The sequence below is a fragment of the Devosia beringensis genome (assembly GCF_014926585.1).
GTDB classification, from domain to species: Bacteria; Pseudomonadota; Alphaproteobacteria; order Rhizobiales; family Devosiaceae; genus Devosia; species Devosia beringensis.
This window is the reverse complement of record NZ_CP045422.1, coordinates 3212908-3235591: the sequence shown is the minus strand read 5'-3', so window position 1 is coordinate 3235591 and position 22684 is coordinate 3212908. Positions and strand designations below refer to the sequence as shown.

General features: G+C 62.9%; 24 protein-coding genes. 20 read left to right on the top strand and 4 right to left on the bottom strand.

The window, feature by feature from the left end; genetic code table 11:
• The first annotated feature begins 136 nt into the window (after window positions 1-136).
• The 3 genes from GDR53_RS15755 to GDR53_RS15745 all read left to right on the top strand — a co-directional run bounded on the left by GDR53_RS15755 (window position 137) and on the right by GDR53_RS15745 (window position 3535).
• On the top strand, window positions 137-2161 hold the full coding sequence (locus GDR53_RS15755; protein ID WP_232846645.1) for a methyl-accepting chemotaxis protein: 2025 nt from the start codon (window positions 137-139) through the stop codon (window positions 2159-2161).
• A gap of 258 nt (window positions 2162-2419) precedes the next feature.
• Window positions 2420-2662 carry a DUF6894 family protein gene (locus GDR53_RS15750; RefSeq protein WP_193335403.1) on the top strand — a complete coding sequence of 81 codons (243 nt, stop codon included), beginning with the start codon at window positions 2420-2422 and terminating at the stop codon, window positions 2660-2662.
• A gap of 210 nt (window positions 2663-2872) precedes the next feature.
• Window positions 2873-3535 carry a Crp/Fnr family transcriptional regulator gene (locus tag GDR53_RS15745; RefSeq protein WP_232846644.1) on the top strand — a complete coding sequence of 221 codons (663 nt, stop codon included), beginning with the start codon at window positions 2873-2875 and terminating at the stop codon, window positions 3533-3535.
• On the opposite strand, the gene GDR53_RS15740 is transcribed toward GDR53_RS15745, so the two are convergent.
• A complete protein-coding gene (locus GDR53_RS15740; RefSeq protein ID WP_193335401.1) occupies window positions 3513-3893 on the bottom strand; it encodes a response regulator in 381 nt (126 codons plus the stop codon). The genes GDR53_RS15745 and GDR53_RS15740 overlap by 23 nt on opposite strands.
• A 184-nt stretch (window positions 3894-4077) precedes the next feature.
• On the opposite strand from GDR53_RS15740, the gene GDR53_RS15735 reads away from it, so the two are divergent.
• The gene (locus tag GDR53_RS15735) at window positions 4078-4308 is read left to right on the top strand and encodes a hypothetical protein (protein ID WP_193335400.1); all 231 of its coding nucleotides are present in this window, start codon (window positions 4078-4080) and stop codon (window positions 4306-4308) included.
• 67 nt (window positions 4309-4375) lie between these two features.
• On the opposite strand, the gene GDR53_RS15730 is transcribed toward GDR53_RS15735, so the two are convergent.
• Entirely contained in the window at window positions 4376-5728 is a 1353-nt protein-coding gene (locus tag GDR53_RS15730) for a leucyl aminopeptidase family protein (RefSeq protein WP_193335399.1), read from the bottom strand.
• A 186-nt stretch (window positions 5729-5914) separates the two neighbouring features.
• Here GDR53_RS15730 and rpe point away from each other — a divergent pair, with 186 nt between their 5' ends.
• From rpe to GDR53_RS15700, 6 genes are read left to right on the top strand one after another with little or no spacing between them, the layout of a single operon-like run.
• Window positions 5915-6595, top strand: coding sequence for a ribulose-phosphate 3-epimerase (gene rpe / locus GDR53_RS15725; RefSeq protein WP_193335398.1), 681 nt, complete (start codon window positions 5915-5917; stop codon window positions 6593-6595).
• Window positions 6596-6639: 44 nt separating this feature from the next.
• Window positions 6640-7968 carry an adenylosuccinate lyase gene (gene purB / locus GDR53_RS15720; RefSeq protein ID WP_193335397.1) on the top strand — a complete coding sequence of 443 codons (1329 nt, stop codon included), beginning with the start codon at window positions 6640-6642 and terminating at the stop codon, window positions 7966-7968.
• On the top strand, window positions 7965-8165 hold the full coding sequence (locus tag GDR53_RS15715; RefSeq protein WP_193335396.1) for a hypothetical protein: 201 nt from the start codon (window positions 7965-7967) through the stop codon (window positions 8163-8165). The genes purB and GDR53_RS15715 overlap by 4 nt, the downstream gene beginning before the upstream one ends.
• Window positions 8162-8386 carry a GNAT family N-acetyltransferase gene (locus GDR53_RS15710; protein ID WP_193335395.1) on the top strand — a complete coding sequence of 75 codons (225 nt, stop codon included), beginning with the start codon at window positions 8162-8164 and terminating at the stop codon, window positions 8384-8386. Before GDR53_RS15715 ends, GDR53_RS15710 begins: the two co-directional genes overlap by 4 nt.
• On the top strand, window positions 8383-8931 hold the full coding sequence (locus GDR53_RS15705) for an RBBP9/YdeN family alpha/beta hydrolase (protein ID WP_193335394.1): 549 nt from the start codon (window positions 8383-8385) through the stop codon (window positions 8929-8931). The genes GDR53_RS15710 and GDR53_RS15705 overlap by 4 nt, the downstream gene beginning before the upstream one ends.
• Window positions 8931-9356: a GNAT family N-acetyltransferase gene (locus tag GDR53_RS15700; protein ID WP_193335393.1), complete on the top strand. Its 426-nt coding sequence runs from the start codon at window positions 8931-8933 to the stop codon at window positions 9354-9356. Before GDR53_RS15705 ends, GDR53_RS15700 begins: the two co-directional genes overlap by 1 nt.
• A 903-nt stretch (window positions 9357-10259) precedes the next feature.
• Here GDR53_RS15700 and GDR53_RS15695 read toward each other — a convergent pair.
• Entirely contained in the window at window positions 10260-10520 is a 261-nt protein-coding gene (locus tag GDR53_RS15695; RefSeq protein ID WP_193335392.1) for a hypothetical protein, read from the bottom strand.
• 836 nt (window positions 10521-11356) lie between these two features.
• Here GDR53_RS15695 and GDR53_RS15690 point away from each other — a divergent pair.
• Window positions 11357-12250, top strand: coding sequence for a sensor domain-containing diguanylate cyclase (locus GDR53_RS15690; RefSeq protein WP_193335391.1), 894 nt, complete (start codon window positions 11357-11359; stop codon window positions 12248-12250).
• Window positions 12251-12601: 351 nt separating this feature from the next.
• Here GDR53_RS15690 and GDR53_RS15685 read toward each other — a convergent pair whose 3' ends face one another.
• Window positions 12602-12925, bottom strand: coding sequence for a DUF1476 domain-containing protein (locus GDR53_RS15685; protein ID WP_193335390.1), 324 nt, complete (start codon window positions 12923-12925; stop codon window positions 12602-12604).
• A gap of 228 nt (window positions 12926-13153) precedes the next feature.
• Here GDR53_RS15685 and purC point away from each other — a divergent pair, with 228 nt between their 5' ends.
• From purC to purL, 9 genes are all read left to right on the top strand, one after another.
• Entirely contained in the window at window positions 13154-13918 is a 765-nt protein-coding gene (gene purC / locus GDR53_RS15680) for a phosphoribosylaminoimidazolesuccinocarboxamide synthase (protein ID WP_193335389.1), read from the top strand.
• A gap of 16 nt (window positions 13919-13934) precedes the next feature.
• Window positions 13935-14177, top strand: a complete 243-nt coding sequence (purS, locus tag GDR53_RS15675) for a phosphoribosylformylglycinamidine synthase subunit PurS (protein WP_193335388.1) — start codon at window positions 13935-13937, stop codon at window positions 14175-14177.
• 248 nt (window positions 14178-14425) lie between these two features.
• On the top strand, window positions 14426-14893 hold the full coding sequence (locus tag GDR53_RS15670) for a GtrA family protein (protein ID WP_193335387.1): 468 nt from the start codon (window positions 14426-14428) through the stop codon (window positions 14891-14893).
• Window positions 14890-16374 carry an NAD(P)/FAD-dependent oxidoreductase gene (locus GDR53_RS15665; RefSeq protein WP_193335386.1) on the top strand — a complete coding sequence of 495 codons (1485 nt, stop codon included), beginning with the start codon at window positions 14890-14892 and terminating at the stop codon, window positions 16372-16374. The genes GDR53_RS15670 and GDR53_RS15665 overlap by 4 nt, the downstream gene beginning before the upstream one ends.
• Window positions 16352-17725: a hypothetical protein gene (locus GDR53_RS15660; RefSeq protein ID WP_193335385.1), complete on the top strand. Its 1374-nt coding sequence runs from the start codon at window positions 16352-16354 to the stop codon at window positions 17723-17725. Before GDR53_RS15665 ends, GDR53_RS15660 begins: the two co-directional genes overlap by 23 nt.
• Window positions 17726-17854: 129 nt before the next feature.
• Window positions 17855-18928, top strand: a complete 1074-nt coding sequence (locus GDR53_RS15655; RefSeq protein ID WP_193335384.1) for an acyltransferase family protein — start codon at window positions 17855-17857, stop codon at window positions 18926-18928.
• A gap of 114 nt (window positions 18929-19042) precedes the next feature.
• Window positions 19043-19711 carry a phosphoribosylformylglycinamidine synthase subunit PurQ gene (gene purQ / locus GDR53_RS15650; protein WP_193335383.1) on the top strand — a complete coding sequence of 223 codons (669 nt, stop codon included), beginning with the start codon at window positions 19043-19045 and terminating at the stop codon, window positions 19709-19711.
• A 59-nt stretch (window positions 19712-19770) separates the two neighbouring features.
• A complete protein-coding gene (locus GDR53_RS15645; RefSeq protein ID WP_193335382.1) occupies window positions 19771-20379 on the top strand; it encodes a DJ-1/PfpI family protein in 609 nt (202 codons plus the stop codon).
• Window positions 20379-22613: a phosphoribosylformylglycinamidine synthase subunit PurL gene (gene purL, locus GDR53_RS15640; RefSeq protein ID WP_193335381.1), complete on the top strand. Its 2235-nt coding sequence runs from the start codon at window positions 20379-20381 to the stop codon at window positions 22611-22613. Before GDR53_RS15645 ends, purL begins: the two co-directional genes overlap by 1 nt.
• The last annotated feature ends 71 nt before the right edge of the window (window positions 22614-22684 follow it).

Genomic DNA, 22684 nt, shown 5'->3' with positions numbered 1-22684 from the left:
GGCGCTACCAACAGCATAGCCTCGGCATCATGACCGCCCGGAAATGCCCACAAATGCGGCAATCATCACCGAATCACAACCTTAAATTTACCCTTGGAATGTAATTTGAGGACAACACACTCTTTGGAGATCGATGATGAATCTGACAAATCTCAGCCTTTCTGCCCGGATCTATGGGGCATTTGGCACCCTGGTACTCTTGCTCGGCGTAGTGGGGGGCGTGGGATTTGTTGGCGTTCAGACCACTGCCGGCCTGTTCGAGACCTATCGCGGCGCCGCCCAACAAAACTCCGAGATCAATGATTATCTCGCCGACGTTTCGAGCACGCGCATCGCTTTCCTCAACTATCTCATCGATTCCTCGCCGGAGGAGGAGGCGGGCATGATCGAGTGGATAACCGATGTCGCCACCACCGATGCCGATGGGCTCGCCGTCTTCGCCAATAATCCCGAGGGCCTCGCTGACATCGCTACCGTGACGGAACTGGCCAACAGCTATCTGGCTGGCTTCAATGAGCTTGTTGCAGCCAAGGCGGCCAACGACACCGTTACCGCAACGGCCAAAGCAGAAGAGCTGCGCGCCCTCGGCCCGCAGATTGGCGACATCTATTCCGCCATGGCCGACAGGGCTCAGGAAGTTCAGGATACCATCGGGCCAGTGGCTACGGCCTCAGCGCAGTTCCAGGTCATGCTCGTGCTCTCGATCAGCGGCCTCGGCATCCTGATCGGCGTAGCTGCCGCCTATGTTACCGGGCGCTGGTTGTCCGGCGTCATCATCCGCATGACCCAGGCCATGCAGGCTCTGGCCGGCGGCGATATCGACATGGAAATCGCCGGCACCGAGCCGACCCACGAACTCGGCCAGATGGCCCGGGCGCTGCAGGTCTTCCAGACCAATGCCCAGGCCGTCCGCGTCGCCGAGGCCGAAAAGGACTCCCGTTCTGCCCTGTCCGTCGCCCGTGCCCGGATGATGGAATCGTTCCAGGCAGCCTTTGACAGCGTCATCGACGCCACCTCGGCCGGTGACTTTACCCGACGCATCGACGCCAAGTTCAACGATGCCGATATCGACCGCATCTCGGCCAATTTCAACGCCATGCTCGAAACCACCAATGGCGCCCTGACCGAAGCCGGCCGGGTGCTGGGTGCCTTGGCCAATGCCGACCTGACCGAGCGCATGGAAGGCACCTATCACGGCGCCTTTGCCGAACTGCAGAACGATACCAATGCCGTGGCCGACAAGCTCGGTGACATCGTCTCCGAGCTGCGCGAAACCTCCAACGCCCTCAAGCTGGCCACCGGCGAAATCCTGGCTGGCGCCAATGACCTGTCCGAGCGCACCACCAAGCAGGCCGCGACCATCGAGGAAACCTCGGCGGCCATGGAACAGCTGGCCAATACCGTGACCAAGAACGCCCAGCGCGCCAGCGAAGCCAGCGACAATGCCAACCAGATCGCCAAGGTCGCCGAAGAAGGCGGCGCCGTCATGGTCGAGGCAACCGGCGCCATGGAGCGGATCACCTCCTCCTCCTCCAAGATCTCCAATATCATCGGCCTGATCGACGACATCGCCTTCCAGACCAACCTTCTGGCGCTCAACGCCTCGGTGGAAGCGGCCCGTGCCGGCGATGCCGGCAAGGGTTTCGCCGTGGTTGCCGTGGAAGTCCGCCGCCTCGCCCAGTCAGCCGCCAGCGCCTCCTCCGAGGTCAAGGTCCTGATCGACCAGAGCGCCATCGAAGTGCATGGCGGCACCACCCTGGTGGCAAGCGCCGCTGCCAAGCTCGACTCCATGCTCAACAGCGTCCGGTCCAATACCAGCCTGATGGACGGCATTGCCCGCGACAGCAAGGAACAGGCCAGCGGCATCCAGGAAGTCTCCATCGCCGTGCGCCAGATGGACGAAATGACCCAGCACAATGCGGCTCTGGTCGAAGAGATGAACGCTGCCATCGAGCAGACCGAAAGCCAGGCGTCAAAGGTCGACGGCATCGTCGAGATCTTCACTGTCGGCAAGACCAGCCAGGCTGCGTCCCGTCCGGCCGCTGCCGCCAAGCCTCAGCAGGGTGGCGTTCGCGGCATGCAGGCCCGCGTCAAGTCCGCCATGGGGAGCTATCTCTCCTCCGGCAGCGCTGCCATCGCCAAGGACTGGAACGAGTTCTAGCACCCGCCTTCGCATCACCTGGCACGGCCGCTACGGCGCCGTGCCAGGCGCATGGGCCCCCAAGGCGCCCGTGCCACCCGAGCGCCCTCCCCGCCCGCTCAGCATACCGCCCAGCCCGGCACAACACCCACCCATCCATATTGTGATCGCCGGCGCCCGTTCATGGCGCTTACCCATAGTTGCGGACGTCAATCCATATCGCTATGGTACGAAAAGGTACATTCAGCGCAGCTGGACCCCGTGACAGTTGAGTCAGCCATGCCAGTCTTTTACTTCGACTACGATAATGGCGAAGGATCGGGGGCGGCTCGGGACGAGATTGGCGCCGATCTCACTGACGTCGCTTCGGCTATCGTGGAAGCCACGCAGACCCTGACCGAACTGGCTGCCGATACCTTGATTGGCACTGCCGAGCGTCTCATGGCGATCATGGTACGCGACGAACTCGGGGCCACCAGAGCCCGCGTGTCACTCGCTTATCGTGCGGAAACAACCGGGTAATCCCCTGCGTTCGTTTTGGTACCAATAGTTCGCAACTTCAACTTAGCCGTGTTAGGCTGCCTTACCGTCTGTACGGATATCGGACACGGACGGTGAGGAGTTATGCAGCTCTTCCCTCTGCGGGAGAGCACATTGACCAAAAACGACCAATCGTTTCGAAATCACCTCCTATCTGCTCTCTCCCCCTCAGACTTGGCTTTGCTTGGGAATTTGGTACCCGTCGACCTGCCTTTGCGGCAGACGCTCGAGCAGCCCGATACGCCAATTGAATGGGTCTATTTCATCGAACGCGGTGTGGCGTCTGTCGTGTCGCAGAATGCCGGCCGCCGCGAGATCGAAGTCGGCATCATCGGGCCGGAGGGCATGACGGCCATTTCGCTGCTCGGCGCCGACGACCGCACCCCCTTTGAAACCTTCATGCAGGTCGAGGGCGATGGCTTTCGCATCCCGGCCGCGCGCCTGCAGCTGGCGCTGGAGCAGAGCGATACCCTCAGCTTTGCCCTGATGCGCTATTCCCGCGCCTTCCACATCCAGGTGGCCGCAACCTCCGTCTCCAATGGCTATGCCAAGCTTGAGGAGCGCCTGGCGCGCTGGTTGCTGATGGTCGCCGACCGGGTTGGGGAATCCTTCAACATCACCCATGCCTTCCTCGCCACCATGCTGGCCGTGCGCCGGGCGGGCGTGACGCTGGCCTTGCAGGTGCTGGAGGGGCGTGGCCTGATCGGCTCCAGCCGGGGCAGTGTGATCATCCTCGATCGACCCGGCCTGATTGAGGCCTCCAACGGCGCCTATGGCCTTGCCGAACGCGAACAGCGCCGCCTGCTGCAGCCGCCAGAGCCGCGCGCGACATCTAGTTCGACAGAGCCCGCCTGATCGTACCGGCCAACACGTCGCCCGGCGCCGGCTTGCCGACAAAGGGGCGGCGGCGGTGCCGTTCGGGCAGGTCTGCCACGCCACGCCCGCTATAGAATACGAAAGGCGCTCCACGCGCCGACAGCGCGTCAGCAATCGAGAAATCGTCGGTCCCGTCCGCCAGGGTAATGTCGAGCACCGCCAGGCTGGGTGTGAACATGGCGATGGCCTCAAGGGCCTGGCCATGGTGATAGGCCACCGTGACATGCCGGAAGCCGAGTTCGCGCACGATGTCCTCCACCGTCATGGCGATGAGCACGTCGTCTTCGACAACCAGCACCCAACCGGCCGCCGCGCGCTCTCTCGTACCGTCCCACATGGGTCAGCGCCTTCCCGGTTTCCAGTCTCCATCTATACGCGACGGGGGCGACAGGTCCACATGTTTTGCATTTGTACTATATCGTACAGAACTGATTACATTGAGCTTTCTGGTTTAGAGTGCTGGCAACGGCAGCGTGAACGAGCATTCGCTGGCTGCCCGTCATCCGGACCGGAGGTCAGTCATGCTATCGAGTCATACCGTGCTGGATTTGCGTCCTTACGCCTCGGGGCATGCGCCAAGCCATGTCGTAGATGCCCATTCGCCCGAGGATGCCGCCACCCGCGCCCTGGGCCTGGATCTGGTCCGAACCGGTCAGCCCGGCACCCTGCAGGCCAAGGTCTATATCCAGAGCGCCGGGCGCCGGGACATCACGGTGCGGCTCTACACCAAGGGCCACATCGGCGCATTGTGACGCCGCACACCTGTTGCTTCCTGCGCGGCCATTTGCCGAGCCGGTCCGGCCCGGCGCCCCGCTGGCCTCAGCGCTTGGGATAACGCTGCTTGAGCACGCCATAGACGGCGCGGATGCCATGATCGGTGCCGCCGAACGGGCGCCCGGCCCGTGCTTCGGGCGCCCAGGCCATGATGTCCAGATGCACCCAGGCCTTGGCCTTTTCCACAAACCGCCGCATGAACAGCGCCGCGGTGATCGAACCGGCAAAGCCGCCGCTGCCGGCATTGTTCACATCGGCGATCTTGGACGCCATCATGGCGTCATAGGGCGACCATAGCGGCATCTGCCACAGCGGATCGTCCGCCGTCAGGCCCGCCGCCATCAGCTCGCGCGCAAGCCCGTCATCGGTGGAATAGAGCGCCGGCAGTTCCGGCCCCAGCGCCACCCGCGCCGCGCCGGTCAGCGTCGCCATGTCCAGCAGCAGCTCGGGCGCCTCCTCGTCGGCCAGCGCCAGTGCATCGGCCAGGATCAGCCTGCCCTCCGCATCGGTATTGCCGATCTCGACCGTGAGGCCCTTGCGCGAGGTCAGCACATCGCCGGGCCGGAAACTTTCACTGCTGATGGCATTCTCGACAATCGGGATCAGCACCCGCAGCCGCACGGCCAGGCCCGCCGAGACCACGGCATGGGTCAGGCCCAGCACATTGGCGGCCCCGCCCATATCCTTCTTCATCAGCAGCATCCCGGCCGAGTTCTTGATATCGAGACCGCCCGTATCAAAGGTGACGCCCTTGCCCACCAGCGTCACCTTGGGGTCGCTCTCCTTGCCCCAGCGCAGGTCGAGCAGCCGCGGCTTCTGGTTGCCCGCACGACCCACCGCATGGATCATCGGGAAATTCTCGGCGATCAGGTCATTGCCGACAATGGCCGTGCAGTCCATGCCGCGCGCCGCGGCGAACTCGGCGATGATGGCAGCAAAGGCATCCGGCCCCAGATCATTGGTCGGCGTATTGACCAGGTCGCGCGCCAGCACGGCTGCCTCGACCAGCCGATCGATCTCGGCGACATCGGCGCCCGCCGGCGCCACCAGGCGCGGGGCGGCCTTGGCCTTGCGATAGCGGTCGAAGCGATAGGCGCCCAGCCGGAAGCCGACAGCAGCCAGCACCGCATCGCCATACGCGCCTTCGAGGTGATAATCACCCTCGGCCAACGCTGCCCCGGCCAGCCCCAGCACCAGTGCCGAGCGCCCCGCTTCCGGCCCGCTGCCGAACAGATGGCCGGAAACCGCACCATCATCGCCCGGCAGCGCCAGCAACTGTCCGCGCTGACCGGTAAAGCCATTGGCCATGGCCCAGGCCAGATTGGCCGGCGACAGCGCCGCCTCGGCGACCTTGCCTTCTGCAATGACAATGATGGGGAGGGTCTTGCGGTCTGTCATGGGGATCTCCGACGGGATGGTTGAGGATAACTAGCCTCCGCCGCCCGCTGCCACAACCGCACAAAAACGCATCGCAATCGACCGCCAGACTCGGTCAGGCCCCCCGTCGCCGCCTGCCTCCCCTTGCCCTCGCCCCCTGCCCGCTATATTCCAGCCTCGTCCCTGCCCGGCTGAGGTGAACACCCCATGACCACGCGACCCATCCGCATTGCCCCCTCGATCCTCTCGGCCGATTTCAGCCGTCTGGGTGAAGAGGTCGCAGCCATCGCCGCAGCAGGCGCCGACTACATCCATGTCGACGTCATGGACGGCCATTTCGTGCCCAATATCAGCTTCGGCCCCCTCGTCATGGCCTCGATCCGCAAGGTCACCACCCTGCCCTTCGACGTGCACCTGATGATTGCCCCGGTCGATCTCTACATTCCCGCCTTTGCCAGGGCCGGCGCCGATATCATCACTGTCCATGCCGAGGCCGGCCCGCATCTGCACCGCACGCTGCAGGCCATCCGCGCCGAGGGCAAGCAGGCCGGCGTCGCTCTCAATCCGGCCACCCCCGTCTCGGCCCTGGCCCATGTGCTCGACGATATCGACCTGCTGCTGGTCATGTCGGTCAACCCTGGCTTTGGCGGCCAGAGCTTCATTCCCGAAACGCTCAACAAGCTGGCCCAGGCCCGCGCGCTGATCGGCAACCGCCCCATCGATCTCGAGGTCGATGGCGGCATCACCGCCGACAATGCCCGCGCCGTCGCCCAGGCCGGCGCCAATGTCTTTGTCGCCGGCTCCTCGGTCTATGGCGGTAATGATCCCGCCACCTACGCCCCCCGCATCGCCGCCATCCGCAACGCTGCCTCGACCCGCCTCGCCTGACCCGATAATTTAGCTGCAAGCCTTCAACGCGAAAGCCCAAAAATATGATCCCGCGCTACTCCCGCCCCGAAATGGTCTCCATCTGGTCCGCCGAGACGCGCTTTGCCATCTGGTTCGAGATCGAGGCCCACGCCACCACCAAGCTGGCCGAACTGGGCGTCGTCCCCAAGGAGAGCGCCCAGAACATCTGGGACGTGATGAATGCCCGCAAGGCCGAGCACGGCGACTACGCCTTTGACGTCGCCCGCATCGACGAGATCGAGCGCACCACCAAGCACGACGTCATCGCCTTCCTGACCCACCTCAGCGAAATCGTCGGCCCCGACGCCCGCTTCGTGCACCAGGGCATGACCAGCTCGGACATTCTAGACACCACGCTCTCGGTGCAGATGGCCCGCGCCGCCGACCTGCTGATCGCCGATTGCGATGCCCTGCTCGATGCACTCAAGCGCCGCGCCTTTGAACACAAGGACACCATCACCATCGGCCGCAGCCACGGCATCCATGCCGAGCCGACCACCTTCGGCGTCAAGCTGGCCGAGGCCTATGCCGAATTTGCCCGCAACCGCGCCCGCCTCGTTGCTGCGCGCGAGGAGATCGCTACCTGCGCCATTTCCGGTGCAATCGGCTCCTTTGCCAATATCGACCCGCAGGTCGAAGAATATGTGGCCGAAAAGCTCGGCCTTTCCATCGAGCCGGTCTCGACCCAGGTCATCCCGCGCGATCGCCACGCCATGTTCTTTGCGACGCTGGGCGTCGTCGCCAGCTCCATCGAGCGCGTCGCCATCGAGATCCGCCACCTGCAGCGCACCGAAGTGCTCGAGGCCGAGGAGTTCTTCTCCCCCGGCCAGAAGGGTTCTTCGGCCATGCCGCACAAGCGCAACCCGGTGCTGACCGAAAACCTCACCGGCCTTGCCCGCCTCGTGCGCGGCATGGTGGTCCCGGCGCTGGAAAACGTCGCCCTCTGGCACGAGCGCGACATCTCGCACTCCTCGGTCGAGCGCATGATCGGCCCCGACGCCACCGTCACCCTCGACTTCGCTTTGTCCCGCCTCGCCGGGGTCATCGACAAGCTGGTGGTCTATCCGCAGAACATGCGCCGCAACCTCGACCTGCTTGGTGGCCTGCACAATTCCCAGCGCATGCTGCTGGCGCTGACCCAGGCCGGCTATTCCCGCGAGGACAGCTACGCTGCCGTGCAGCGCAACGCCATGAAGGTCTGGGAAATGAGCGGCGACCGCGCCGGCCAGTTCGCAGCCAACCTCAAGGCCGACCCCGAAGTGACTCTGAGTGATGCACAAATCGACGCCATGTTCGACGACGCCTATCACCTCAAGCATGTCGACACGATCTTTGCCAGGGTCTTCGGATGAGCCTGATCTGCGCGCAGGAAAGCGGCCTCACGGCCGAGGAATATATCGCCTGTGTCGGCCAGTCGGCGCTGGGTCCGACCCGTCCGCTCGGCAATACCGAGCGCGTCCAGGCCATGCTCGACAATTCCAACCTCGTCGTCACCGCGCGTGACGAGGGCGGTCGGCTGGTCGGCTGGTCGGCCTGTTCCGCGCCATGACCGACTGGAACTGGGTCTGCTACTGCGCCGATATGGCGGTGGTCGAGGCCAGCCAGGGCCAGGGCGTAGGCAAGACGCTGATGGACAAGGCCACCGAAATTCTCGGCCCCGGCGTCAGCATCATCCTGCTGGCTCTGCCCGGCGCTGAGGGCTTCTATCAGAAGATCGGCCTCACCCAGACCCAGTCCGGTTTCTATTGCGACAGGACCCATCGCTCATGAAGCTGGCCGATACCGATATCCTGATCCTGCCTGGCCTGGGCAATTCCGGCCCCGGCCACTGGCAGATGCGCTGGGCCGAGCGCATGCGCACCGCCGCCATTGTCGAACAGGCCGATTGGGAAGAGCCCGATCTCGACGACTGGGTCGCCACCATCGATCAGGCCTGCCGCCTGACCACACGTCCCGTCGTGCTGGTCGCCCATTCGCTGTCGGTCATGGCCTTGGCCCATGCCGCGCCGCGCCTGCCCGCCAATGTACGCGGCGCCTTTCTCGTGGCCCCCACCGATATTGAACTCAGCCCCGCCGCGCCGGAAGAGACCTACGGTTTCCGGCCCATCCCGCGCGACCCCTTCCCCTTCCCCTCCATGCTGGTCGCCTCCAGCAGCGACCCCTATGTGTCGCTGGAGCGGGCGGTGGAATTTGCCAATTGCTGGGGCTCTGACTTCCACCAGGCCGGCGACGCCGGCCACATCAACCTCGACTCCGGCCACGGCCCCTGGCCCGAGGGCCTGCTGATGTTTACCCGATTGATGCAGCGGCTGTGATGGACGGCTACATCGTCCAGCCCGGCACGCCGGGCATCGAGGATTACCGGCGCCTGCGTGTCGCCGCCGGCCTCAGCCCCAAGACCGCCGAACAGGCCAGCATGGGTTTGCCCAACACCTGGTACGGCGTCACCGTGCTGCACGAGGGCAAAGCGATCGGCATGGGCCGCATCATTGGCGATGGCGGCACCGCCTTCCAGATCGTCGATATCGCGCTCGAACCGGCCCACCAAGGCAAGGGGCTCGGCAAGGCCGTCATAGCCGCGCTGATGGACCACCTCAACAGCCACGCCCCTGCCGGCGCCTATGTCAGCTTGATCGCCGACGGCGACGCCCGCCACCTTTATGCTCAATACGGCTTCGAGCCCGTCATGCCCGCCTCCATCGGCATGGCGACTAAGGTTATTCGCCCGGATTTCGCTTAGTGCTCGCTAGCACGGACAGTTCATGCCCGCCGGGCAATCGAAGGAGGTCAGCGTCCAGCGTCCCCCCATCCTGCGCCAGCGCGCCGCCAGCACTAACCTGCGCGCGCAGCGGAGCTACGCCGAGCCGAGCGGGACCCAGTTCCTGCGCAAGCTCACGCGGCGCAGTCTGCGCGAGGCGAAGCTGGGGGCTCGGACGCACAAGAGGGCATCAAGGCCGCCGCCAGCAAGGGCCGTCCGCCACCTGTCAGCGCTGCCGATACCACTTCATGTGCAATGTTCTTGCCCAGTTCGGCAAGAGCTATCGCCGGGTCGCCAGCGCCTTGAACGCAGCCAATGACAGCTATCGTTGTCTTACATCGAACTCACGCTAGAGCCGTTGCCGATACGCCGCATAGCTTCACCAACCGCTAAACCCCCTCCGTAGCAGCCAGTTCGCCCCACCGGTCATCCCAAAGTTCCCGATGCTGGACCCATACTACCACTCGCGCGAAACCATGAACTGCTCGAAGATGCTCTGCCCTTTCTAGTGCCTCCTGCACTGGCATGGGCCCCTCCATTGCGGCCGGCAACGGCCCGTTTTTTGTATCCCACTCAGGCCAATAGATCAGCGCGTCACGTTGCCCAAACTGCAGTCCAGCAACCGTCAAAATTCGTGTGTCGCTTCTTATCCCTACGGTGATCGCGTCAAGCGCAACCTCATCTTCGTCCTCTGTCCATGCGTAAACTCGCGCCATGAGAAACTCCAAAACGTTTCAATACCAGCAAGTCGGGTTTTGAAGCGCGGTCAGTAGCCTCGAAAAACCAACCCAAGCTTCGATCAAAACCGCGCCAGTCTCTAGTGCACGTCAAGTATGATGCACTGGGGTGTGAGGCTGTTCGTGACCACCTGTTCGCGATCATCCATTATTCCGGTGCAGCTCCAACGTCGCGTTGGTCTATCGCCGAAGTAATTCGGCGGATCACACGAGCAGCCGTGGTTAGGACTGCCAGCCGAACGGCTTCGTCTTGTTCGTCCTCTTCAACGATCACTCGCAAGTTGAGGTCAATCATATACGATCCGAGATTCTCAACCAGTCCGACCACTACATTTGCACGCACGTGGTTACGCAATGCCGGATGTCTTCTTAGCGAGACGATCTTGAAGCTCATGATTTCGAAAGCCATGGGTTAGCCCCGCGGAATTTCGACTTCAACATATATGTTGGATGGGCTCTTGGGGCGACAGTAGACTTGAAATGCACAGCTTTGTGGAATGAGCAGTCGGCCCAAAAAGGTTGATTGACCCAAATATTATTTGGTCAGCGGGCATTTTATCAGTGGAAGCCGGACACCGAAGCGTCTAGCTGCGACCAGTGCATTCTAGTTGATATCGCGGTCTTGCAGAAGCGTCCCGCCCGTCAATGTGATCAAAGCAATACCGCCTGGTGCCTCTATCCAGCCTTTGGCCTCAAGCCGGCGGATAGTGTCCTCGTTTAAGACACCGCCCTTTCGAACTTGACGCAAGGCGAGAATGTCTGCGGGTCGCACACCTTCGAGAATTAGATCTCGCGAAAACATCGGCTACTCCTCCCAAAGCTGAAGTCATGAGACGACGAAATACAGCGTCTGTCCAGTACTGGTGAAACACATCATTAACGCTCGTGTCACGCCATCGCAAACCGGCATTTTGGCTCGGATTTAATGACCTCGGATGAGCAAACGCCCACCCGGCGGTCCAGCGTTCGGTCTCGGATCAACTTGCTGAAACCAAGACCCGCCTCATGCCATACACGTCGAAATACTAGGCCCGTGAGACCGAAATTATCAGTTCACCCTGCAATAGGGCTCGTGGGCGTCAGTCACTGGCGATCGCTGAACTGATCTGGCCGTTTAGAAAGATGAAATGTCGCTAGGACAAAATAGATAGATAGGGCTTTGTTTTCGTATGAATCGCGTACCAGATCGATGAAATAATTCGCATTTTCAGGACCATACATTAGGTAATGTGAGAAAATTGTCCCGTGTTTAATCAGCAGCAATTGGAATCTATTCTCTATTCCCTGCCGGATCCCGTCTTCATTCTCACTCGCAGTGGCGTTTACGCGGCTATTTTCGGCGGCAATGACGTCAGGCTCTACCACGATGGCAGCAACCTTATCGGGAGCAGCATGTTTGACGTGCTCAACGAGGAGAAAGCTAGTTGGTTCGCTGGCGTCATTGAAATGGCGCTGCAAAGCGGTGGGCTGCATATCGTCGAATACGAACTAAGCGGCAGTGACGTGAAGGGCGCTGGCGACGGCCCTAGTCATGCCATCTATTTTGAAGGCCGGGTCCAGTCTCTGAGCTTTGAGGTCAACGGCGAGGCCGCTGTTATATGGGTAGCAAGCAATATCACCGATAAGAACGAGATACAGCAAAAGCTACGCCAGCTGAGCGAGACTGACGCTCTAACGGGGCTATACAATCGTCGCAAGCTAAATGAGACCTTGGATCACAGGCTGACGCTCTTTAAGCGAGACAACGCCCAGACTTCGGTACTCTGCTTTGATGTAGACAATTTCAAGCGCCTTAATGATGAGTTGGGACATCAGGCGGGCGACACGGCCCTCGTTAAAATAGCACTTTTGTGTCGCCATTATCTGCGCCATGGCGATGTGGTAGCGCGCGTTGGCGGGGACGAGTTCATGGTTGTGATGCCAGACACCCATCGTGGCGATGCGTTGGATATCGCTGAGCGGCTGCGCAAGCGTGTTCGGACGACCCTGAAGAAGGCCCTGCGTTATGAATCCACTATCAGCGTCGGGGTCAGCGAGTTCGTTCCGTCAGATCGATTTGCCACCGAGGTACAGGAGCGCGCCGATGAAGGACTGTACCAGTCCAAACGGAACGGCCGTAACCGGGTGTCGGCTCTCTGAATGTCAGAAGAAACCGTCAGTGCAAAGCGATCTATACTAAAGCCGGAGCTCAGAAATGCGGGACACCCCGCCTGGGACCACCTGCAACACTAGGGGCCGGGATTCCCTGCCTTCATCGAACAAGCGTCTCGGCGAAGGTCTTGTGCGGGTGGCCCCGCGCAAACCGCTATTCACTTTCCACCGCTTTGGACATTGCCGCGACTTCAGTAAATTGTGCTCAGGAAATCGCAAAGACCGTCAGTAGCGAGTCTACGTATAGCCCATAAATGGTTCTGTGGGCCGGACCATCACAACTGGCAAAAAAAGGGCCGGTCTCTCGGCCGGCCCCTAATCGGTCGCGATGAATGCCACTCAGCCTTCCGAGGCGACCTGCTCATTGGCCGTCTGCCTGAGCTGGAGCATTTTCTGGCGAATCACGTCGTCGGTAATGCTCAGTCCCTTGGCCTTTATGTCGCCCGAGACCTTGCGGAACACGTCCTCGTCACCGGCCTCCTCGAAATCGGCTGCCACCACTTCGGCCGCATAGGCCGTGGCCGCGTCGCCGGTATGGCCCAGCAGTTCGGCCACCCAGATGCCCAGCAGCTTGTTGCGCCGCGCCTCGGCCTTGAATTTGGTTTCAGCATCGAAGGCAAACTTGGCTTCCTGCCCCTTTGCCCGATCATCAAACTGGCTCATGCCACTCTCCCGCTTGCCTTTGACATTGCCGCCTCACGGGCGCTTGCCATCGACATAAGCGGTTCAGCCGGTCAAATCAACGCCTCCACCCGCGCTGCGACCTTATGCTCAAGCCGGGTCCGCGCAGGGCGCCCATACCCGGCCGGGATGCAAAAGAGCTTGCTTTTCCGCATGAGTCTGGCGCATGAAGCGGCCAAATTCCCCTCCTCCCAACGGTCCGGATTCCCAATGAACCGTCGTCGCAAAATCTACGAGGGCAAGGCCAAGATCTTGTTCGAAGGTCCTGAGCCCGGCACTCTGGTTCAGTATTTCAAGGATGACACCACCGCTGGTGATGGCGCCCGCCTGGAAATCATCGACGGCAAGGGTGTGCTGAACAACCGAATCTCGGAGTTCATTTTCACCAAGCTCAACGGTCTGGGCATTCCCACCCATTTCATCCGCCGCCTCAACATGCGCGAGCAGCTGATCAAGGAAGTGGAAATCATTCCGCTCGAGATCATCGTGCGCAATTTTGCCGCCGGCTCGCTGGTCAAGCGTCTCGGTCTCGAGCCCGGCACCCAGCTGCCCCGCTCGATCATCGAGTTCTGCTACAAGGATGATGCCCTGCACGACCCCATGGTCAGTGAAGAACATATCACCGCTTTCGGCTGGGCCACCCCCGCCGAACTCGACGACATCATGAGCCTGGCGATCCGCGTCAACGATTTCCTGACCGGCCTCTTCATGGGTGTCGGCATCCAGCTCGTCGATTTCAAGATCGAGTGCGGCCGCCTCTATGAGGGCGACCTGATGCGCATCGTGCTGGCCGACGAGATCAGCCCCGACAGCTGCCGCCTCTGGGACGTCAAGACCCGCGCCAAGATGGACAAGGATCGCTTCCGCGAGAACCTGGGCGGCCTGATCGAAAGCTATCGTGAAGTTGCCCAGCGCCTGGGCATCCTGGTTGAAACCGAAAACGCGCTGACCACCGGTCCGCGCCTCGTTCAGTAGCCGGGAGACTTGGATCATGAAGGCCCGTGTAACGGTTACCCTCAAGGCTGGTGTGCTTGACCCTCAGGGCCAGGCCATCGAAGGCTCGCTCAAGGGCCTGGGATTTCCCGGCGTCTCCTCCGTCCGCCAGGGCAAGGTCTTTGACCTGGTGCTGGTGGGAACCGATGTGGAGTCGGCGCGTTCTCAGATCACCAGCATGTGCGACAAGCTGCTCGCCAACACCGTGATCGAAAACTACGCGATCGAAATCTCAAATTAACGCCTGACGGCGATATCTAGGGGCGCGCCACGCCACGGCGCCGGACACTTTACTATGCTCAAAACCATCTCCCTCTCCGTCATGTTCGTCGCCACCCTTGGCCTGCTCTTCGCCGCCTACGCCTCCGTACCGGTCTAGGCGCGCCTCCCAGCACCGGCGGGGCAACCTCGGCGCCTATGGCGCTGACTGTTTGTTAACCCGCTCTGGCTAGCCTTGCCGCGCATCTCAGGCTGTTGTCGGCGGTACCCGTGCTAGGCTTTTCCCGTTACCTGCTGTCGGCAGGCGCCGCGACCTTGGTCGATGTCGCGCTCGTGCAACTTTTGCTGTCCGCCGGCTTTGCCAGCAGCCCCCTGCTCTATGCCGCCGCCATCATCCTGGGCGTGCTCTGCGGCATGGCGGTCAACTTTGCCGGCGCGCGCTATTTCGTCTTTGCCACCGACCCCCGGCCCGCCAGCCAGCAATTCATCAGCTTCGCCTTGGTCTGTCTCAGCACGCTGCTGCTGCGCCTGCTGGTCGCCTTCGCGCTGCTCAACCTGTTCGGCCAGCCCCTCTTTGCCGGGCTCGATGCACTCCCGGTCGACGCGGCGGGTGAACGCCTGGCCCATATCGGCTCCATCGCCCTGGTCACCCTCTATTCGTTCTTCGCCCACAAGCACGTCACCTTTGCCGGCGGACTTCTGGCAGTTGTCGCAGGCAAATCGGCGGTGCGTCCATGAATGTGCAGACCCTCGTCATCGGCGCGGGCCCGGCCGGCCTCACCACCGCCTATGAACTCAGCAAGGACGGCCACAGCGTCGTCATGGTCGAGCGTGACCCGGTCTATGTCGGCGGCATATCGCGCACCGTCAACTACAAGGGCTACCGCTTCGACATTGGCGGCCACCGATTCTTTTCCAAGAGTGCCGAGGTCGAGGCTTGGTGGACCGAGATCATGGGCGACGAGATGCTGCAGCGCCCGCGTTCGAGCCGCATCTATTACAACGGCAAGCTGTTCGACTATCCACTGCGCGCCGGCGACGCCCTAGCCAAGCTCGGCCCCCTCGAGGCGCTGCGCTGCGTGCTCTCCTATGCCTGGGCGCAGGTGCGTCCCTACAAAAAAGTCGTCAGCTTCGAGCAGTGGGTGGTCAACAATTTCGGCCGCCGCCTGTTCGAGATCTTCTTCAAGACCTATACCGAAAAGGTCTGGGGCATGGATTGCGGCGACATCTCCGCCGATTGGGCCGCCCAGCGCATCAAGGGTCTCAACCTCTACCAGGCCATCATCCAGAGCTTCGGTTTCGGCGGCAAGCCCAGGGACGGCGGCGAGATCATCAAGACCCTGATCAACAGCTTCCGCTATCCGCGCCTTGGCCCTGGCCAGATGTGGGAACGCACCCGCGACAGGATCGTCGAGCAGGGTGGCCACATCATGATTGGCTCCACCATCACCGCCCTCAGCCAGCATGCTGGCACCGGCAAATGGGTCGCCATCGTCACCGACGCCGCCGGCAAGGAGACCAAGATCACCGCCGATCACCTGGTCTCCACCGCCGCCATCAACGAGCTGGTGCGCATGCTCGGCGCTGACCGCGATCCGGCCGTCGCTTCCGCATCGGCAGGCCTGCGCTACCGCGATTTCCTCATCGTCGGCCTCATCACCCGCGGCCAGGAGAGCTTTGACGACAACTGGATCTATATCCACGATCCCAGCGTCAAGGTCGGCCGCATCCAGAACTTCAAGTCCTGGTCGCCCGACATGGTGCCCGATCCCGATACGGCCTGCTACGGCATGGAATATTTCTGCAATGCCGGCGACGAAACCTGGGACATGAGTGACGCCGACCTGATCGCCCGCGCCAAGTTCGAGATCGGCAAGCTCGGCCTGGCCCGGCCCGAGGACATCATCGACGGCTCGGTGGTGCGCCAGCCCAAGGCCTACCCGGTCTATGACGACACCTACAAGCTCAACGTCGATACCATCACCGAGGGTCTGACGGAGCAGTTCACCAATCTGCACCTGGCCGGCCGCAACGGCATGCACAAATACAACAACCAGGACCATGCCATGATGACCGGCATGCTGACCGCCCGCAACATCATCGCCGGCACTACCCTCCATGATGTCTGGACCGTCAACGAGGATGCCCACTATCACGAGGGCGGCGCGGCCGGCGCCGACACCATCGAGCACCGCCTTGTCCCCCGCCGCATCGCCTGATCCCTCAACGGACACACCCCCCGGCTTCCTGACTCGCGTCGATTCCCTCGCGCCCTATGTCCTGGTGGGCATCTATTGCGCGCTGCAGCTGAGCCTGGCCATTGCCCACGACCCATGGGTCGACGAGGCCCAGGCCTGGCTCTGGGCCACCACCCTGTCGCAGCCCATCGATTTCTTCATCCTGCCCGGCGAGGGCCACCCGCCGCTCTGGTACTGGCTGCTGCGCGCGCTGTCGGGCGTGCTCGATTTCAACCAGGCGCGCTATGTCGTCCTGCCCATCGTCTTCCTCAATGCCTTTCTGCTCATGGTGCTGCTGCGGGGCCAGTTTCTGCTGCTTGCCATGATGCTGTTGTCCTTCTCGATCCTGCATTTCTGGGGCTATCACTTTCGGCCCTACAGCATTGTCCTGCTGCTGACGCTGGGCGCCCTGCTGCTCGACCGCCATGGCCGGCCCCTTGCTGCCACCTGGGCGCTGGCTGTGGCCTGCGGCTTCCATTTCTTTGCCGGCTTTTTGTTCGCCTTCTGGCTCGTCTGGCAGCTCAAAAAGGGTACGCCGCTGCGCACACTGCTGGCCCCGGCGCTGCTGGCCGCGGTCTTCGGCGCCCTTGCCGTTCTCTCGGGCCTGGGCAATGCCGGGCTCGTGCCACCCCCGGGCGGATTGTTGGCGGCGACCCTCTCCAATCTGGCCTGGAGCGCCATGCTGCCCGAATGGCGCCACCCTGTCGTCGCCCTGCTGACGCTTGGTGTGCTCGGCTTTGGCCTGCGCAAGGAGCCGCTGCTGCTGGCCACCCTGCTGGTGCTGCTGCTCGTCTTTTCCCTCGCCACGGCCGCCGTCTATGGCCGCTATCCCTGGCACTTCGCCTTCATGACCATGCTGTGCTTCATGGCCTTCACCCTGACCGCCCCGCGCTCTGCCGCCTGGGTGATGCCGCTGCTGCTGGTCGTCCCCATGATCCAGGGCATTTCCTCGGCCGAGCTGCGCCTGACGACCCCGGTCTGGTCCGAGCCTGACCTCTACCAGCTCATCCGCACCGACGCCGGCCCCGGCTTTGATCCGGCACGCCAATTGGTGGCTTGGCCCGACATTGTCGGCCTGGCCACCGCCGCCGTCGAGGACATCACGCTGATCGGTGGCAACAATGGCGCCCTGCTCGGCCCGGTGGACTGGCGCCAGTCCGCCATGACCAGGATTGATCCCGGCCTGCTGGTGCTGCCCCGCCCCTACTGGATCATCTGCGCGCAATGCACGTTCCTGCTGGAGAGGCTTGAGGCGGGCGGCCTCACCACCTCGGCGCTGGGCGACAAGTTCAACCCTGACAATGGCCAGATCTTCGCCTATCGGGTCGACTGACCGCCTTGGCCACGCCAGCTTAGCCAAATGCTTACCACGCGCGCATCTATCCCGCCCCATGCACCCGCTGTTTACCCGCTGGCACCGCCCCTGCCGCTATGCTCGCGGCACACAGGCGGAGCGGGATCGATGTCGGCAGCACAACAGCGTCTTGATTGGGTGGACATGGCCAAGGGCCTGTCGATCTTTCTGGTGGTCATGATGTACGCCGCCGCCAGCGTCGGCGAGGATACCGGCGGGGTCGGCGCCTTCCACTGGGCCATTGCCTTTGCCACCCCCTTCCGCATGCCCGAATTCTTCCTGCTCTCCGGGCTCTTCCTGTCCCAGGTCATCACCCGCCCCTGGCGCAGCTTTGCCGACCGGCGTGTCGTGCACTATCTCTATTTCTACGCGCTTTGGGCCGTCATCCACATCGTCTTCAAGGTCGGCCTGCTCGATACCAATCCGCTCGGCGCTGCAGAACAGCTGGCCTGGGCCCTGATCCAACCCTATGGCGTGCTCTGGTTCATCTATCTGCTGGCCATGGTGGGCGCGGCAACCAAGGCGCTGCACAGCCTGCGCCTGCCCGTCTGGGCCGTCTTTGCCGCCGGCGCGCTGCTGCAGATGCTCCCCATCGAAAGCGGGCTTTATGCCGTCGACCAGGTCGCCGCCTATTTCATCTTCTTCTATGCCGGCTATGTCCTGGCGCCCCAGCTCTTCCGCTTGGCGGCCTGGGCGATGGACAGCGTGCCCCTGGCCCTGGTCGGGCTGCTGATCTGGGCCATCATCAACGCCGCTCTGGTTTTCTCCCCCGGCTTTGCCATGCACCCGGTCCATCCGGTCATGGGACCGGCCGGCCTGCCCGGTATTCACCTTGTGCTGGCGCTGGCCGGCACCGCTGCCCTCTGCACCATCGCCGCGCTACTGACCCGCCTGCCCGCCATGGATTGGCTGCGCTGGCTGGGCAGCAAGTCGCTGATCGTCTACGTTGCCTTTGTCCTGCCCATGGGCGTGGCGCGTACCCTGTTGATCAAGCTGGGCCTGCTCGAGCCGACCCTGCTCACCTTGCTCACCATGGCCATCGCCATCATTGCGCCGCTGGTGCTGTACTGGCTGGTGGAGCGCACCGGCTTGGGCAAATTCCTCTTCGAGCGGCCCGGCTGGGCCCACCTGCCGGGCACAGGCCGCCCTGCCGAACGGCTCTCGACCAGCCCGGCCGAGTAACCGCCGCCCGGCCATGGCGATATCGGGGCCGGGATAGCGCGTTTGGGCCCTTGCCTTTTGCGCCAAGACTCACCAAAAGAGCCTCGCAACGCCTGACATAGCGAGGAATAGCCGATGAAATCCGCCGTCATCGTCTTCCCTGGACTCAATCGCGACCGTGACATGATTGCGGCCCTGACCAAGGTGTCGGGCACCGCCCCGGCCGTGGTCTGGCACCAGGATACCGAACTGCCCGATGTCGATCTCATCGTCATCCCCGGCGGCTTTTCCTATGGTGACTATCTGCGCTGCGGCGCCATCGCCGCACGCTCGCCCATCATGGATCGCGTCCGCGAACGGGCCGATGCCGGCGTCAAGGTGCTCGGCGTCTGCAACGGCTTCCAGATCCTGATCGAGGCCGGCATGCTGCCCGGCGCGCTGATGCGCAATACCTCGCTCAAATTCGTCTGCCGCGAGGTCAAGCTCGAGGTCACCAACGCCGATACCGATTTTACCCGGGGCTACACACAGGGCCAGATCATCCGCTGCCCTGTGGCGCATCATGACGGTAACTATTTTGCCGACGAGGCGACACTTGATCGACTGTCCGGTGAAGGCCAGATCGCGTTCCGTTATGCCGAAGGCACCAACCCGAACGGCTCGCTGCGCGACATTGCCGGCATTCTCAATACCCGCAAGAACGTGCTCGGCCTGATGCCGCATCCGGAAAACCTCATCGAGGCGGCCCATGGCGGCACCGATGGCCGGGCCCTGTTTTCCGGGCTTCTGGGCGTCGCGGCCTGAGCTGATGTACCGCAGCCGGCCAGGGGTCGGCGCGGTAACGAAAATCTGGAGGCCTGACCATGCATAGTGCCGACAATCCCGCCAGAATTTCCATCCTGCTCTTCGAGGGCGTCGAGGAACTCGATTTCGTCGGCCCCTGGGAAGTCTTCTCGGTCGCCAAGGTCTTGGGCGCGCCCCTTGAAGTCGTGACAGTGGGCTGGCGCGACACCGCCATCACCTGCGCCCGCGGCCTCAGGGTCAATGCCGACTATGCCTTCGCCGACAAGCCCCCCGCCGATCTGGTGCTGGTGCCCGGCGGCCGCGGCACCCGCGCTTTGGCGCAGGACGATGAATTCAATGCGCAATTGCGCGAATACCTGGCCTCGGCCACCTGGCAGACCTCGGTCTGCACCGGCTCGGCTCTGCTGGCCCGCGCCGGCTTCCTCGAAGGCCGCCGCGCCACTACGAACCGGGGCGCACTTGATTTCCTGCGCGCCCACGCGCCGCATACCTACATTCTCGACCAGCGCTATGTGCACGACGGCAACCTCGTCACCAGCGCCGGCATCTCGGCCGGCATCGACATGTCGCTCTGGCTCGTCGGCCACCTGTTCGGTGCAGATCTGGGCCGCGCTACCCAGGAACACATGGAATATTTTCCAGAGCCACCCTATGGAAACCCTGCTTGATGACCATTCCCAATGATATCGTGATTACCCCTGAACTCGTCGCCGACCACGGCCTCAAGCCCGACGAGTACCAGAAGATTCTCGATCTGATCGGGCGGGTACCCACCTATACCGAGCTGGGCATTTTCTCGGCCATGTGGAACGAGCACTGTTCCTACAAGTCGTCCAAGAAGTGGCTCAAGACCCTGCCCACCACCGGGCCGCGCGTCATCCAGGGCCCCGGCGAGAATGCCGGCGTGGTCGATATCGGCGATGGCCAGGCCATCGTCTTCAAGATGGAATCGCACAACCACCCCAGCTTCATCGAACCCTATCAGGGCGCCGGTACCGGCATGGGCGGCATTCTGCGCGACGTCTTCACCATGGGCGCCCGCCCCGTCGCAGCGATGAACGCGCTGCGCTTTGGCGCGCCCGACCATGAAAAGACCCGCCATCTGGTCTCCGGCGTCGTCGCCGGCATCGGCGGCTATGCCAATGCCTTTGGCGTCCCCACCGTGGGTGGCGAAGTCGAATTCGACGCCAGCTATAACGGCAATATCCTGGTCAACGCCTTTGCTGCCGGCCTGGCCGATACCGACAAGATCTTTCTCTCCGAAGCCAAGGGTGTCGGCCTGCCGGTGGTCTATCTCGGCGCCAAGACCGGCCGCGACGGCGTCGGCGGCGCCACCATGGCCTCGGCCGAATTCGGCGACGACATAGATGAGAAGCGCCCCACCGTGCAGGTCGGCGACCCCTTCACCGAAAAGCGCCTGCTCGAAGCCTGCCTTGAACTGATGGCCACTGGCGCCGTCATCGCCATCCAGGACATGGGCGCGGCGGGCCTCACCTGTTCGGCCGTCGAAATGGGTGCCAAGGGCGATCTCGGCATAGAGCTCAACCTCGACATGGTGCCGGTCCGCGAAACCAACATGACCCCCTACGAGATGATGCTGAGCGAATCCCAGGAGCGCATGCTCATGGTGCTGCATCCCGAAAAGGAAGCCGTGGCCCGGGCCGTCTTCGTCAAGTGGGAGCTCGATTTCGCCACCGTCGGCAAGACCACCGACGACCTGCGCTTCCGCGTGTTGTGGCAGGGCGACGAGGTCGCCAACCTGCCGATCAAGGAACTGGGTGACGAAGCCCCCGAATATGACCGTCCGTGGACCCCTGCTGCGCCGCTGCCGGCGCTGGCTGCCGGCGACGTCCCGCAGATGGATGTGGCCGACGCCCTGCTCAAGCTGATGGGCGGCCACCAGATCGCCTCGCGGCGCTGGGTCTATGAGCAATATGATACGCTGATCCAGGGCAATTCCGTGCAGCGCCCCGGCGGCGATGCCGGCGTCATCCGCGTCGATGGCCACCCCACCAAGGGCCTCGCCTTCACCTCCGACGTCAACCCGCGCTACTGCCAGGCCGACCCCTATGAGGGCGGCAAGCAGGCCGTCGCCGAAGCTTGGCGCAACCTGACGGCAACCGGCGCCGAGCCGCTGGCCGCCACCGACAACCTCAATTTCGGCAATCCCGAACGCCCCGAAATCATGAGCCAGCTGGTTCATGCCATCAAGGGCATCGGCGAAGCCTGCCTGGCGCTCGATTTTCCCATCGTCTCGGGCAATGTCAGCCTCTACAACGAGACCAATGGCCAGGGCATCCTGCCCACCCCCACCATTGGCGGCGTCGGCCTGCTGCCCGACTGGACCGGCATGGCCTCGATTGCCTTTGCCGCCGAGAACCAGCCCATCCTGCTGGTCGGCGCCCCCGATCTGCGCGGCACCCATCTGGGTCAGTCCATCTATCTGCGCGACCTGTTCAACCGTCGTGATGGCTCGGCCCCACATGTCGAGCTCCCCCACGAGCGCCGCACCGGCGATTTCGTCCGCCAGCTGATCCGCTCGGGCATTGTCACCGCCTGCCACGATCTCTCCGATGGTGGCCTGGGCGTGGCCCTGGCCGAAATGGCCATTGCCGGTGGCATCGGCGCACAGATTGTTGATCTCGAAGGTCAGGACCCCGTCCTGCAATATTTCGGCGAGGACCAAGGCCGCTACCTCGTCACCCTCAACCTCGACCCGCAGGGCGATGCCATGCTGGCGCTGTGGGAAGATGCCAAGAAACGGGGCGTCTTCTGCCCTTGGATCGGCACCACCGGTGGCGCTGATCTGGTATTGGGCGCCGCCCGGCCCGTTCCGGTTGCCGCGCTCAAGGCAGCCCATGACGGCTGGTTCCCCAGCTACATGGACGGCGCCGCCGCCTGATCTAATTTTCGCCTTATGATCGCCGCTCTTTGGGGTGCTTTGGGACCTCAAGGGCGGCGATCGCATTTTCT